Source organism: Variovorax sp. GW460-12-1-14-LB1 (assembly GCF_059423605.1).
Genome location: NZ_JBWKYF010000013.1, coordinates 48,174 through 60,993, shown reverse-complemented (window position 1 = coordinate 60,993; position 12,820 = coordinate 48,174). Strand labels below are relative to the sequence as shown.

Below are 12,820 nucleotides of genomic sequence, written 5' to 3'. Positions count from 1 at the left end.
GCCGCGCACCCGATCTGCCTCCTTACTTATTCACTGACTTCGGCAGATCGGCGACCAAGCGCAGTGAAATAGACAGTTCATCCAGCTGGAAGTGCGGGCGCAGGAACGCGACCGCGCGGTACACGCCGGGCCGGCCGGGCACTTCGCCGACCTGGATGGCGGCTTCGCGCAGCGGGAACTGGGCCTTCTGTTCCTGCGTCGCGTTGTCGTCGAGCAGCACGTACTGCGCGATCCAGCGGTTCAGGAACTGTTCCACGTTGTGCGCCGAGGCAAAGCTGCCGATCTTGTCGCGCATCATGGCCTTGAGGTAGTGCGCGATGCGCGACACCGAGAAGATGTACTGCAGCTGCGCCGAGAGCACCGCGTTGGCGTTGGCGCTGTCGGTGTTGTACTTCTTGGCCTTCTGCAGCGACTGCGCGCCGAAGAACGCCGCGTAGTCGGAGTTCTTGCAGTGCACGAGCGGAATGAAGCCCAGGTCGCTGAGCTCTTTTTCGCGCCGGTCGGTGATGGCGATCTCGGTCGGGCACTTCAGGGCGATCTCGCCTTCGTCGGTCTTGAAGGTGTGCGTGGGCAGGTCTTCGACCAGGCCACCGCCTTCGACACCGCGGATGGCCGCGCACCAGCCGAAGTCGTCGAACGCGGCCGTCAGGCGCGTGGCGAAGGCCCAGGCGGCGTTGCACCAGAGGTACTTGGCGTGGTCGGTGCCGTCGACGTCTTCGACGAAGTTGAAGCTGTCGACCACCGTGCCCTCGCGCGGGTGGTAGGGCAGGCGCCCGAGGAAGCGCGGCAGCGTGAGGCCCACGTAGCGCGAGTCTTCCGAATCGCGGAACGACTTCCACTTGGCGTACTCGACGGTGTCGAACACCTTGGCCATGTCGCGCGGCTTGCCCAGGTCGGCAAAGCTTTCCAGGCCCAGCAGCTCGGGCGAGGCCGCGCCGATGAAGGGCGCGTGGGCGGCGGCCGCCACGTGCGCCATCTGGTCCAGGAAGTACATGTCTTCGGGCTGGCGCGTGACGTCGAAGTCGCCCACCAGCGCGCCGAACGGCGCACCGCCGAAGGTGCCGAACTCTTCTTCGTAGACCTTCTTGAACATCGCGCTCTGGTCGAACTCGACGGCGGCCTTGAAGTCGCGGATCAGGTCGCGCTTGGTGGCGTTGATGACCTTGATCTTGAGCATGGTGCCGGTCGGCGTTTCCTTGACCAGGTACTCCAGGCCGCGCCAGGTGCTCTCCAGCTTCTGGAACTCGGGCGCGTGCATCACGGCGCTGAGCTGGGCGGAGATGAGCGCGTCCAGGTCGGCCACGCGCGCATCGATCATGGCCGACACGTTGTCGGAGACGATCACCGAGCCTTCGAGGACCTGGCTGACGAGTTCGCCGATGAGGTCCTTGGTGCGCGTGTGTTCCACGTCGGACTTGGCGACCTTGCTCTTCTCGACGATCTGGTCGAGCAGGTCGACGGAGGCTTCAGACGAAACCTGGGACGAGGAGGCACCGCCCGATGCCGAAAGTGCTTGCGCGGTCATGTTCAGCTTTCGTCCTTCTTGCCGGCGCTCTGTCCCAGGCGCTGGAGTTGCTCGGTGTTGTTCAGCACGTCGGCCAGCAGGTCTTCGAGCTTGCTGTTGCCGGCCATCTTGTTGCGCAGGTCGGCCAGCTTGGTGCGCGCGTCGAGCAGGCGCTTGAGCGGCTCGATCTGCTCGACGACGGCTTCGGGCGAGAAGGCATCCATCGAGTTGAAGGTGAGGTCGACACCGAAGCTGCCACCGCGCCCGTCCAGCTTGTTCGGCACCTGGAAGGCGGCACGCGGGGCCACGCCCTTCATGACGTCGTCCATGTTGTCGCGGTCGATGTTGACGAACTTGCGGTCCTTGAGCTTGGGCTGCTCGACCTCGGACTGGCCCGCCAGGTCGGCGATCACGCCGACGACGAAAGGCAATTCCTTTTTCTCGATGGCGTCACCGAGTTCCACGTCGTACGTGAGTTGCACGCGCGGCGGGCGCACTTTTTGGAGACGCTTCTGCACGCTCTGTCTTTTGGTCGCCATAAGCTTCAATACCTTCGCAATAGGACTGAGAAACGAATTAAAAAGTTGTACGACCCATTTCCGGATCGCACGCTCATTCGTTAATACATTGGTTTAAAAACCAATTCAAAAACCGGACAATTACTTGAGCGCATCAAATGGATTGCCGCCACCCGCGCGCGGGGCGGGCGCGGCAGGTGCCGGGCGCGGCGCGGCGACCGGGGCGGGCCGTGCGGCGGCGACCGGGGTCGGCGCGGCAGCCGATGACGACGAGGGCGCGGGTGCCGGGCTGGGGGCCGCGGCGCGGCGCGTGGGTGCCGGCCTGGCTTCGGGGCCGGCGGGCACAAGGACCGACAGGCCCAGGGTTTCGCGCAGCAGGGCGGCCAGGCGGTAGGCGTCGGCGTTGGCGTCGCCGCTCAGGCTGCTGTCCTTGCCCAGGTCCTCGATGGAGCGGGCCGCCAGGCGCAGACCGCCTACGGCGGTGATGCTCTTGGCCTGCCGGCTGGAGGGGTCGCGGCGCAGCGACTCCTCGGCGGCCGAGATGGCCAGGCTGTAGCGGCCTTCGTTGAAGTAGATCTGCGCGATGCGCGACCACGGCTCACCGCGGGTCGGGTTGTCGGTGGCGAGTTGCTGGTACTGGCGGATGACGGGCGCCTTGTCGCCGGTGGCGGCTGCCGCGGCGGCATCGACCTCGGCCAGGCTCTTGTTGTAGGCCGCGGTGGCCTGGGCAACGGCCGCGTCCGGCGTGGTGGTACAGGCCGACAAAAAGACGGTGCTCGCAATGGCACCGGCAATCATCGTGCGCGACATGATTTTTCGAATCGACACATTCCCCCCTGATCTGACTTTTTAGCAGGCCGCAATCATTCATTAAATTGCGACCGTTGACAATAACAATACACGATACTACAGCCGCGTGGATGGCAAATGACGGGGGCGGATTAATGCTAATTTCCTAATCGAAAGTCATTTTCGAAATCGGTTAATCCTATTTGGTCCATCGAAATATTGTTACGACTCGCTTTTAATGAAAATATTAATTACATCTGGCGCGCTGCTGGTCGCGTTGATGCTCGGCGGGTGCAGCTCGCCGGCGCTCACGATCGCCAACATCGCGCTCGAGGCGAGCGGACTGAAGAAGCCCGAGCTGCCCGAGTCGCAAAAGCCCCCGCGCAAGGTGACGATGTCGATCGCCGCGGGCAAGAACCTCAACGCCGACGGCCGCAACCGCCCGCTGTCCGTGGTGATGCGCATCTACAAGCTGAAGGAAACGACGGGCTTCTACCAGTCGTCCTTCGACGCCTTCGTCACGCCGGGACGCGACAAGACGCAGCTGGGCGACGACCTCGTCGAGAGCCGCGAGATCACGCTCATTCCCGACCAGCAATACACCTGGACCGAGATGGTTCCGCGCAGCGCCAACGCGGTGGCCGTGGTGGTGCTGTTCCACTCGCCCGATGCACAGCGCTGGCGCTTCGCCTTCAACGCCGCGGACGCCGAAAAAACCGGCATCGTGATGGGCGCGCATGCCTGCGCGCTCACGGTCACGACAGGCGCGGTGGTGGGCCAGCAGAACGCACAAGGCGCCGCCCCCACGGGCGCGCTCAACCTGTTGGGGCCGGTAACTTGCCGGCCCTCGCCCGCCTGATCTGCAGCGACGGCGGGGCCGTTCAAGTCGACACGACGATGCGATACATTCAAAAAAAATTGTGGGGAGTTGATCCGACGTGAGCTATGCAGCCAAGGTCCTCTGGGGAGAGGGCTTGTTTCTACGCCCCCAGCATTTCCAGCGCCAAGACGCGTACCACGAGGCGCGCCTGCGCGCCACGGCGCAGACGCTGCATCCGTACTTCTGGGGCGTGCGCTCCATCAGCTTCGACCTCGATGCGCTGGCCAGCGGCATGCTGCGCGCCTCGCAGCTGTCGCTGGTGTTCCCCGACGGCGAGCCCTACGCGGCGCCGCAGGCCGATGCGCTGCCCCCGCCCATCTCGCTGGACACGCTGAGCCCGGGCCAGAACGAGATCACCTTCTACCTCGTGCTGCACCCGGTGAAGGAGCTCGGCAAGAACTACACCGACCCCAACGAAGAAGGCTTTGCCGCGCGCTACACCAGCGACGCGACGCAGTCGCTCGACCTGTACACCAACGCCGTGAGCGCCGAGGTGGTGTTCCTGCGCAAGAGCGTGAAGCTCCTGGCCGACACCGAGCCGCGCGAGCAGTTCGTGTCGATCCCGGTGATCCGCATCCGCCGCACCGCCGCGGGCGGCTTCGAGATCGACCGCAGCTTCGTGCCGCCGTGCACCAGCATCGACGCCTCGCCCACCGTGTTCCAGCAGCTGCGCCGGCTGCTCGACGTGCTGCAGGCCAAGGTCAATTCGCTGTACGGCATCCACCGCGAGCCGAGCAAGAACATCATCGAGTTCCGCTCGGGCGACATCGCCTCGTTCTGGCTGCTGCACACGGCCAACTCGGCGTTCGCCTCGCTCTCGCACCTGTTCCATCACCCGTCGCTGCATCCGGAGCGGTTGTTCCAGGAACTGCTGAGCCTGGCCGGCGCGCTGATGACCTTCGCCAAGACCTACTCGTTGAACGACCTGCCGGTGTACGACCACGAGAAACCGGGCCCGGCCTTCGCCGAGCTCGACCGCATCGTGCGCGACCTGCTCGACACCGTCATCTCCACGCGCTACTTCGCCATTGCGCTCACCGAGACGCGCAACGCCTTCTACCTGGGGCGGCTCGATTCCGGAAAGATCGACGAGAAGACCGTGTTCTACATGTCGGTCACCGCCAGCATGCCGGCCGCCGAGCTGGCCGAGGTGGTGCCGCAGCGTTTCAAGATCGGCGCGCCCGAAGACGTCGACAAGCTGGTGCTCTCGGCCATGCCGGGCGTGCGCATCGTCTACGCGCCGCAGGTGCCGCCGGCCATTCCGATCCGCGCGGGCGCCTGCTACTTCTCCATCGACAGCAAGAGCCAGCTGTACGACCGCATGCTGCAGGCGCAGAGCGTCACCATCTATGCGCCGGCCGGCATCCCCGACATGCAACTCGAACTGATCGCCGTGACCGGCTGATCACCCGCCCGATCGTATGAACACCACCACCCTCAACAAGGCCCCTTCCCTGCTGGGCGCCGACGCGCCGCCGGCCTCGTTCACGCCGGCCGGCGTGGCACCCGATGCCGACTCCAGCCTGCTCGACCTGCTGTACGACGGCTTCGTGATGCTGTTCCTTCTGAAGAAGAAGCAGCAGCCGGCCACCACCGAGCAGTTCCTCACGGGCATCCGCAACTACCTGGGCGAGTTCGAGCGCAACGCGCGCAAGCTCGACGCCACGGCCGAGCAAATCCACGCAGCCAAGTACGCGTTCTGCGCCACGGTCGACGAGTTCGTGCTCTCGGCGCCCGAGTTCGCCATCCGCTCCGAGTGGGAGCGCCGGCCGCTGCAGCTCACGCTGTTCGGCGACCAGCTGGCGGGCGAGAACTTCTTCAACATGCTCGAAGTCGAGCGAGCGCACGGCGCCGCGCGCATCCAGACGCTCGAGGTGTTCTACATGTGCCTGCTGCTGGGCTTCCAGGGCAAGTACGCCATCGACGGCACCGAGAAGCTGGCCTACCTCACGGCGCGCGTGGGCGACGAGATCGCCAATGCGCGCGGCAAGCGCACGCCCTTCGCGCCGCACTGGCCGCTGCCCGACCTGATTTCGCACTCGCTCAAGCGCGAGGCGCCGCAGTGGGTGGTGGCCGCGCTGTTCGCGCTCATCGGGCTGCTGGGCTTCATCGGCCTGTCGGCGCACCTGGGCAGCACCACGCAGGGCGCGCTCGCGAGCTACCAGGACATCGTGAAGCTCGGCCCGCGCCAGGCCAACCTGACGATCTCGCTGCCATGACCACGGCCGCGACGAACCGCCTCGACCTCGCGGCCCTGCTGGCCCCGATCTCGGAGGCCAAGCCCTGCGGCGAGGACATGCTGTTCTCGCGCGAGTTCGACGCCATCCAGGAAGCGCGCAAGCACGACGACCCCTCGCTCGAACAGGGCGAATGGGTCATCGAACTGAAGGAGGCCAACTGGCCCTTCGTGATTGCCGAGTGCGAGAAGCTGCTGCGCGCGTCCACCAAGGACCTGCGCCTGGGCGTGTGGCTCACCGATGCGCTGGCCAGCCAGCGCGGCTTCGAGGGGCTGGCCGACGGCTACCGCCTGCTCAGCGGCCTGTGCCGCCAGTACTGGGACGAACTGCATCCGCAGCCCGAGGGCGGCGACATCGAGATGCGCATCGGCACCGTCACCTGGCTGATCTCGCGCTCGGTCGAGCTGCTGCAGCGCGCGCCCATCGTGAGCGACGGCCACACCGGCCACAGCGCGCTGGTCTGGGAGACCGCACTGGCGCTCGACCAGGCCATCCGCCGCACGCCGGCGCAGGCCGACGAGCTGCAGCGCAACAAGGTGACGCTCGAGCAGTTCGACCGCCTGCGCCGCGCCACGCCCGCGAAGTTCTTGCAGAAGACGCACCGCGACGTGCAGGCCTGCGAGCAGGCGCTGGCCGAGTTCGAGGCCGTGTTCGACGAACGCACCGCCTCCAACGGCCCGAGCTTTCGCGCCGCGAAGGACGCGGCCGCGGCCATCCGCCAGGCCGTCGAGCGCTTTGCGCGCGAGGCCGGCGTGCCGATCGACAACGGCGCGGCGCCGCAAGCCACCGCCGCTGCACCGGCCGCCAGCGCACCGGCTGCCCCGACCCGCATCGAACCCGTCTTCGACGCCGCCATGCCCCATTCATCTCCCACCTACCACGCGGCGGCGCATGTGCCCGCCGCGCTGCCGCCCGGCATCCACAGCCGCGCGCAGGCCATCGCGCAGCTCAAGGAAGTGGCGGCGTATTTCGAGCAGACCGAGCCCTCGAGCCCGGCCGCCTACATGGCGAACAAGGCCGCGCGCTGGGCCGACATGCCGCTGCATGCGTGGCTGCGCAACGTGATCAAGAACGAGCAGGAGCTGGCCCAGCTGGTGGACCTGCTCGATCTGCCCAAGGGCGACGACGAGTCGCGCTGACTTTGCGCTGAAAGAAAAAGGCCCGCGTTGCGGGCCTCTTTCTTTAGCGTCCCACCCGGAACTCGATGCGCCGGTTGCGCGAGCGCCCCTCGTCGGTCGCGTTGCTCGCCACCGGCTGGTCCGGGCCCACGCCCGAGGTCGTGAGCGTCATCGGGTCGATGCCCTTGCCCACCAGGTAGCCCTTGACCGATTCGGCACGCGACTGGCTCAGCGCCAGGTTCGACGTGCGGTTGCCGGCGTTGTCGGTGTGGCCCACCACCGCCACCGACTTGTTCGTGAGCTTCTGCAGGATGGGCACCATCTCGTCGAGGATGGCGCGGCCCTTGCCCGTGAGCGTGGCGCTGCCCAGCTCGAACTCGATGGTGCGGTTGCCCAGCACCTGGTCGACCGCGATCTGCTCCGACACGGGCACGCGCAGGCTGTTCTTGATGGTGTAGGTCGGGTTGAGCGAATTCGCCATGTCGCTCACGATCTTCTGGCGCAGCGCCTCGTTGCCGACCTCGCCGCTCAGCGCCATCTGCGTGCCCTCGATCTGGAGCTGGCCGCGGTGGATGTCCTTGAGCGAGGGCGTGATCAGCCGCTGCACGTTGGCGCTCCAGTTGGCCGGCATGCTGACGGTGTTCACCACCTCGATCTTGTCGATCACGCCGCTGGGGCCGTAGACGCGGCGCAGCGCCTCGATGACGGCGATGCGCGTGGCTTCGTCGGGCACCTGCCCGCCGGCCACGACCGGCTCGCCCTTGCCGACGGCCGCGGGCGTGGTCTCGACGCGGGCGGCGGTGGCGCCCGCCGCGGGCGGTTGTTGCTGTGGTTGCTGGGCCTGCACGGCCGGCACGAGCGCGAGCCCGCAGGCCATGGACAGCACGAGAACGCGCAAAGAACAATTCATGACCGTGTCATTCCCCGATGAAGACTTCGCGAAAGGCGGTGAGCACGATGTCCAGCGGCAGCTGCGGCTGGTCGAGGTAGCTCACCAGCTTGAACATCGCGTAGTTGCTGTGGATGGTGTCCTCGACCCACTCCGGGTTGTCGATGTCGATGTTGTGCTCGGTGTAGACCTGCGGATGCAGCACGCTTTGCAGGCTGCGCGGCGACAGGCCGTTGAAGCCGACCACCAGCCGCGAGCGGCCGTCGATCTCGGTGACCAGCAGCACCAGCTCGAAGTCGGCCTTGGCCAGGAACTGCGACACCATCTCGAGCCAGAAGGTGGCGATCAGCGAGCGGTCGACCGGGTCGCGCGGCAGCGGCAGCGTGAGCCCCTTTTCGAGGTGCGACACGGCGCTGGCCATCACCGGCTGCAGCAGCAGGCCCAGCGCCAGGATGGCGCGGCGCAGCGACACCTTGTGGCCGTCGAAGTTGAGCATCTGCTCGATGCGCAGCAGGCTGGTGTCGCGCGTGAACGCGGCATAGGTGGCGCGCGAGGCCGACTTCTTGAAGCCGGTCTCGATGGCCGGGTCGATGGCCTCGAACTTCTTCAGTTCGTTGTCCAGGTCGGTGCCGGCCGCCAGCGACTGCACCTGCACCGCCATGCGGTCCCAGTAGGGGCCGATGAGCATCGGCGCGCCGCGCATGAAGTCGAGCGCCTCGTCCACGTCCACCGAGGTGGCCGCCAGGAACGGGTAGCGGCGCGACGACTCGTCGCGGCTGGGGCGCACGTGCCCCGCAATGGCGACGCGGCTGCGTGAGCCCAGGCACACGAAGTGCATCGGCGCGGCGTTGTCGTAGATCAGCTTCCAGCGCGGGTCTTCCGACAGCATCTCCATGGTCTGCGACAGCCAGTGGTCGAACACCTTGATGAGCTGCGGGTTGTACAGGCCCTTCACGAAGTCGCCGCGTCCGGGCAACTTGCCGAAGTAGCACAGCTGTTGTGGCGCGCTCATTTGCCTGCTCCCCCTGCCTGCACCGGCGCCTGGGCCGGTGCCTGAACCGCTGCGGGTGCTGCTGCGCGCGGCACACCGATCTCCGCGACCGTCGACGGCAGCACCGTGCCGCGCAGGCCCTTGCCCTGCGGCGAATCGCCGCCCGAACCGGCCGACTGCGTGTTCTGGATCACGCGCAGCTTGACGGTCACGCTCGCGTTGTCGCGCGCCCATGTGAGCTCGAAGCTGCCGTCGGGCAACTTGGTGCGCTGCGCCGTGCTCAGCAGGCGCTCCAGGCCGAAGTTGCCCGGCTCGTTGATCAGCTCGACCGTGCGCCCGTCGAAGGTCACGGCGGTGATCTTCGCGCCCGGCGTGCCCTGTGCGTTGGGCCAGACGAAGTTGGACCACTGCGGCGGCGTGTTGCGGTAGCGCAGCTGCTGGCCGTCGATCTCGACCATGTATTCCGTCAGGCCCGACACGGGCTGCGGCAGGATCTGGAACAGCGTCTGCGGCTGCGCGCTGCCGCCGGCACCGGCCGCGGCACCGCCCGACAGCGGCGCCACCCACTGCGCAAAACCGTTCACGAAGTCGGGGCTCAGCGTGAGGCCCTGGTCGCCCCAGGCGCGCGGCGACAAGAGGTCGCCGCGGCGGATCACCAGCGAGCCCAGCGTGGTCGTCACGAACTTGCCGATGGCGCCTTCAGGCCCGAAGAACTGCGCGATTTCCGCCGGCGAGGCCTCGATCTTCGCGCTCGCCGAGAACGGGTACTTGGTGGCCAGCGACTGCTGGAACGGCTGGTGCACCTGCGCGCTCCAGATCTTGTTGACCTCCACCGCCGTCGGCTGCACCGTCACTGCATAGGCCTGCAGGAGCGGGCGCACCAGCAGCGGGCGCAGCGCCTGGCGCTGCGCGGCGTCCATGCCGGTGAGCATCTGCTCGTCGACGTACTTGAGCGCATCGGCCAGCTCGGAGCCGTTGCCCTCCAGCGTCTGCTGCATGAGCTGGCGCGCGCCCGGTCCGGGGTCGCCCTGGTTCTTGATCTGGTTGAAGCGCCCGCGCAGCTTGGACAGCGTGCCCAGGTAGCCGCGCAGCAGCGAGGTGTTGTCGCGCTCGACCACCAGGCGCGCCACGCCCGCGAACTCGCGCCCGATCGGGCCCATCGGGATTTCCGTGGCGCCGCCGTTGAGGTCGACGTTCACGTTCACCTGCGACGGCGTGGCGCGGCTGAAGAGGCGCTTGAACCAGTTGAAGGCGCCGGTGCGCGCCTGCTGCAGGCCGGCGTTGACCAGGGAGGGGTTGTCCCACGAGGTCTGGTCGTACACCGTGTCGAAGACCTTGCGGATCGGCGAGTTCTGCGGATCGCCCAGCTGGTTCATCGCCACCACGGCCTGCTCGAAGCTGCCCATGTCCTTCACCGCGATGCCCTGCAGGAAGCGCTGCCACTCCTTGGCGTACTCCAGCTTGTACATGGTGGCCAGCGTCTTGCGGATCTGCTCCGGGCTGCCTTCGAGCGTCAGGTCGTCGTTGCCGGCGACGTTGAGCACCCAGTCCTTGCTGGAGGTTTCCTTGTTCGCGGCGTCGCGGATCGCGTCGTCCACGTACTGCTGCCAGGCCTCGCGCGTGAACGCGCCCGAGATGGCGACGCTGCCGGCGAGGGTGCCTTCGGCTTCGGCGCTGCTGGCCGTGGCCCCGAGGATGCGCGCCACGGTCATCGGCGCGAAGCGCGTGGAGGCGCGCGCCTTGATCTCGGCGTACACACGTTCGCGCGCCGGCATGCCGCGCACCACGCGGCGCAGGTTGTCGCGCGTCTGCTCGACCAGCGCCAGGTTGGTGTCGGCCAGCGCGGGCCAGTTGTCGTCGCCCACGCGGCGCAGGTAGAAGGTGATCATGCGCTCGGCATCGCGGATGACCGCTGCGCGCGGCATGTCGCCGCGGTTGCTCTCGAGCCAGCCGCGCCAGAAGCGCGAGATCTGGTCGGTGAGGTGCGCCGTTTCCACCTGCCGCTTGTCGGACAGCATGAGGTAGGTCTTGAGCGCGTTGTAGGCGTCCTGCACGTCGGCCGGCGAGGAGCCGGCATACAGGCCGCCACCCTCCGGCGCTGCGGCGGGTGCCGTGGTGGTCGTGGCACCGGCGACCGGCAGCGGCGCGGGCGCTGCGCCGCCCGTCAGTGCGGCCACGGCGTCCGCGCGCTTCAGGCGGTCGGGGTGCGCGTTCACCTCGCGCAGGAAGGCCTGCAGGTTGTCGGACACCGGCGCGAGCATCAGCTGCTTCACGCCGCCGTAGTACTCGGCCACCAGCTTGTCTTCGAGCTGGTTGCCCTGGTACAGGCCCAGCGACAGCGACAGCGGCCGGTCGTTGCGGAATTTCTCGAGCTGCTCGATGCGGTCCTGCAGGATGCCCAGCGCCTCGAAGCGCGTGCGCAGGCCGTTGTCGCTGGCCTGCAGCTTGACCACCTTGTCGAGGTCGGCCTGCACGTTCTCCACCAGCTGGCGGTTGCCGAGGTACGACCAGGTCCAGCCGCCCAGCAGCAGGCCCAGCACGGCGACGAAGGCGAAGAAGCTCACGTAGCGCACGCGCGCCTTCACGGGACTGGAGAACTGCCGCACCGTCTTCTTGTCGGCAAAGATCACCTTGGAGAACAGGTCGCGCAGGAAGAACCCGTTCTGCGAATAGATTTCCTTCGACTTGGTGGCCGCGTTGCTCAGCGTGAGCCCGAAGCGCTTGGCGATGCGCTCGGTCGACAGGCTGCGCATCGTGCCCTCTTGCAAGGCGCTGGTGAAGTAGAAGCCGCGGAACACCGGCTTGTGCTGGAACGGGTTGCTCTCGAACAGCGTGGCCAGGAAGGCGCGCAGCGCGGGCTTGATGGCCGCGAACTCGAGCGGGAAGATCAACAGCTCGGGCGACGGGTCGCTGCTGCGGTGGTTCGCGAAGTGCGAGACGCTGATTTCCTTCAGGCCCATGTAGAGCTCGTCGAAGCGCTTGTCGAACAGCGCCACGGCGTCCTGCTTCTCGTCGCCGTCGTAGGGCAGCGAGGCGCCCCACACACGGTCGCGCTCCATCTTGTCGCTGTCGCCGAAGAATTCTGCAAAGCCGGTGATCAGGTCGGCCTTGGTGAACATCACGTAGACCGGCGCGAACACCTCGAGTCGCTCGGTGAGTTCCTGCATGCGCTGGCGCAGGTTCTTCGCGAGTTGAATGGCGAAGTCGGGCCGGCTGCCGATCAGCTCGGGAATGCTGGCCGTGATGATGATCCCGTTGATGGGCGCCTTCGGCCGGTACTTCTTGAGCAGGTCGAGGAAGCCGAACCACTCCTTGCGGTCTTCCTGGTGGATGGAATAGCGCCCCGCCGTGTCGAGCACGATGCCTTCGGTGGTGAAGAACCAGTCGCAGTTGCGCGTGCCGCCGATGCCCTGGATCACCGCGTTGCCCTTGTCGGCGAACGGGAACTGCAGGCCCGAGTTCAGGATGGCGCTGCTCTTGCCCGCCGCCGGGTTGCCGATGACCATGTACCAGGGCAGCTCGTACAGTGCCTCGCTGCCCGACATCTGGCCGATCTTCGAGGTCTTGATGGTCTTGACCGCCTCGACCATGCGCCCGCGCAGCTCGTCGATCTCGGCCTTGCGCTCGGGGTCGCTGTCGCGCACGGCCGCGTCGGCCTGGTCCTCGAGCATGTCGCCGAGCTTGCGGTTGGCCGCGCGCGTGCGCATGCGCCGCACGAACCACACCAGCAGCCACAACAGCAGCAGCACCACGAAGATGCCGACGGCCCAGATCGCGCCGACTTCGAGCGTCTGCGCCCCGAGCAGCAGGAACGCGCCGAGCGCGATGGCGCCGATCACCGACAAGGTGCGCGGATCGGCCAGGAAACTGAAGAATCGCCGCATAGAAGTTTCT

At 67.0% G+C, this 12,820-nt stretch carries 10 protein-coding genes; 4 read left to right on the top strand and 6 right to left on the bottom strand.

Going from position 1 to position 12,820, the window contains the following annotated elements:
• Positions 1 to 22: 22 nt before the first annotated feature.
• From tssC to AC07Y4_RS09395, 3 genes are all read right to left on the bottom strand, one after another.
• Positions 23 to 1,525, bottom strand: coding sequence for a type VI secretion system contractile sheath large subunit (gene tssC / locus AC07Y4_RS09405; protein ID WP_369630576.1), 1,503 nt, complete (start codon positions 1,523 to 1,525; stop codon positions 23 to 25).
• A gap of 2 nt (positions 1,526 to 1,527) precedes the next feature.
• Complete coding sequence (tssB, locus tag AC07Y4_RS09400) at positions 1,528 to 2,043, bottom strand: type VI secretion system contractile sheath small subunit (protein ID WP_070062960.1); 516 nt, start codon at positions 2,041 to 2,043, stop codon at positions 1,528 to 1,530.
• A gap of 120 nt (positions 2,044 to 2,163) precedes the next feature.
• Positions 2,164 to 2,832, bottom strand: coding sequence for a tetratricopeptide repeat protein (locus AC07Y4_RS09395; protein WP_307695158.1), 669 nt, complete (start codon positions 2,830 to 2,832; stop codon positions 2,164 to 2,166).
• A 217-nt stretch (positions 2,833 to 3,049) separates the two neighbouring features.
• Here AC07Y4_RS09395 and tssJ point away from each other — a divergent pair, with 217 nt between their 5' ends.
• The 4 genes from tssJ (at position 3,050) to tssA (ending at position 7,067) form a co-directional block, all read left to right on the top strand.
• A complete protein-coding gene (gene tssJ / locus AC07Y4_RS09390) occupies positions 3,050 to 3,670 on the top strand; it encodes a type VI secretion system lipoprotein TssJ (protein WP_487847570.1) in 621 nt (206 codons plus the stop codon).
• Positions 3,671 to 3,749: 79 nt separating this feature from the next.
• Complete coding sequence (gene tssK / locus AC07Y4_RS09385; protein ID WP_062481129.1) at positions 3,750 to 5,096, top strand: type VI secretion system baseplate subunit TssK; 1,347 nt, start codon at positions 3,750 to 3,752, stop codon at positions 5,094 to 5,096.
• A gap of 16 nt (positions 5,097 to 5,112) precedes the next feature.
• A complete protein-coding gene (icmH, locus tag AC07Y4_RS09380; RefSeq protein WP_062481127.1) occupies positions 5,113 to 5,910 on the top strand; it encodes a type IVB secretion system protein IcmH/DotU in 798 nt (265 codons plus the stop codon).
• Positions 5,907 to 7,067 (top strand): type VI secretion system protein TssA, encoded by a 1,161-nt coding sequence (gene tssA, locus AC07Y4_RS09375; RefSeq protein ID WP_487847571.1) that lies wholly within the window; start codon positions 5,907 to 5,909, stop codon positions 7,065 to 7,067. The genes icmH and tssA overlap by 4 nt, the downstream gene beginning before the upstream one ends.
• 43 nt (positions 7,068 to 7,110) lie before the next feature.
• Here the strand turns inward: tssA and AC07Y4_RS09370 are convergent, their stop codons facing one another.
• From AC07Y4_RS09370 to tssM, 3 genes are read right to left on the bottom strand one after another with little or no spacing between them, the layout of a single operon-like run.
• Positions 7,111 to 7,956, bottom strand: a complete 846-nt coding sequence (locus tag AC07Y4_RS09370; protein WP_487847572.1) for an OmpA family protein — start codon at positions 7,954 to 7,956, stop codon at positions 7,111 to 7,113.
• Between the two features lie 7 nt (positions 7,957 to 7,963).
• Positions 7,964 to 8,947: a type VI secretion system-associated protein TagF gene (gene tagF, locus AC07Y4_RS09365; RefSeq protein ID WP_487847573.1), complete on the bottom strand. Its 984-nt coding sequence runs from the start codon at positions 8,945 to 8,947 to the stop codon at positions 7,964 to 7,966.
• A complete protein-coding gene (gene tssM, locus AC07Y4_RS09360; RefSeq protein ID WP_487847574.1) occupies positions 8,944 to 12,810 on the bottom strand; it encodes a type VI secretion system membrane subunit TssM in 3,867 nt (1,288 codons plus the stop codon). The genes tagF and tssM overlap by 4 nt, the downstream gene beginning before the upstream one ends.
• Positions 12,811 to 12,820 lie beyond the last annotated feature (10 nt).

Coding starts and splice junctions, on each gene's coding strand:
- tssC (WP_369630576.1), bottom strand. CDS start 1,525: ATGACCGCGCAAGCACTTTCGGCATCGGGCGGTGCCTCCTCGTCCCAG.
- tssB (WP_070062960.1), bottom strand. CDS start 2,043: ATGGCGACCAAAAGACAGAGCGTGCAGAAGCGTCTCCAAAAAGTGCGC.
- AC07Y4_RS09395 (WP_307695158.1), bottom strand. CDS start 2,832: ATGTCGCGCACGATGATTGCCGGTGCCATTGCGAGCACCGTCTTTTTG.
- tssJ (WP_487847570.1), top strand. CDS start 3,050: ATGAAAATATTAATTACATCTGGCGCGCTGCTGGTCGCGTTGATGCTC.
- icmH (WP_062481127.1), top strand. CDS start 5,113: ATGAACACCACCACCCTCAACAAGGCCCCTTCCCTGCTGGGCGCCGAC.
- tssA (WP_487847571.1), top strand. CDS start 5,907: ATGACCACGGCCGCGACGAACCGCCTCGACCTCGCGGCCCTGCTGGCC.
- AC07Y4_RS09370 (WP_487847572.1), bottom strand. CDS start 7,956: ATGAATTGTTCTTTGCGCGTTCTCGTGCTGTCCATGGCCTGCGGGCTC.
- tagF (WP_487847573.1), bottom strand. CDS start 8,947: ATGAGCGCGCCACAACAGCTGTGCTACTTCGGCAAGTTGCCCGGACGC.
- tssM (WP_487847574.1), bottom strand. CDS start 12,810: ATGCGGCGATTCTTCAGTTTCCTGGCCGATCCGCGCACCTTGTCGGTG.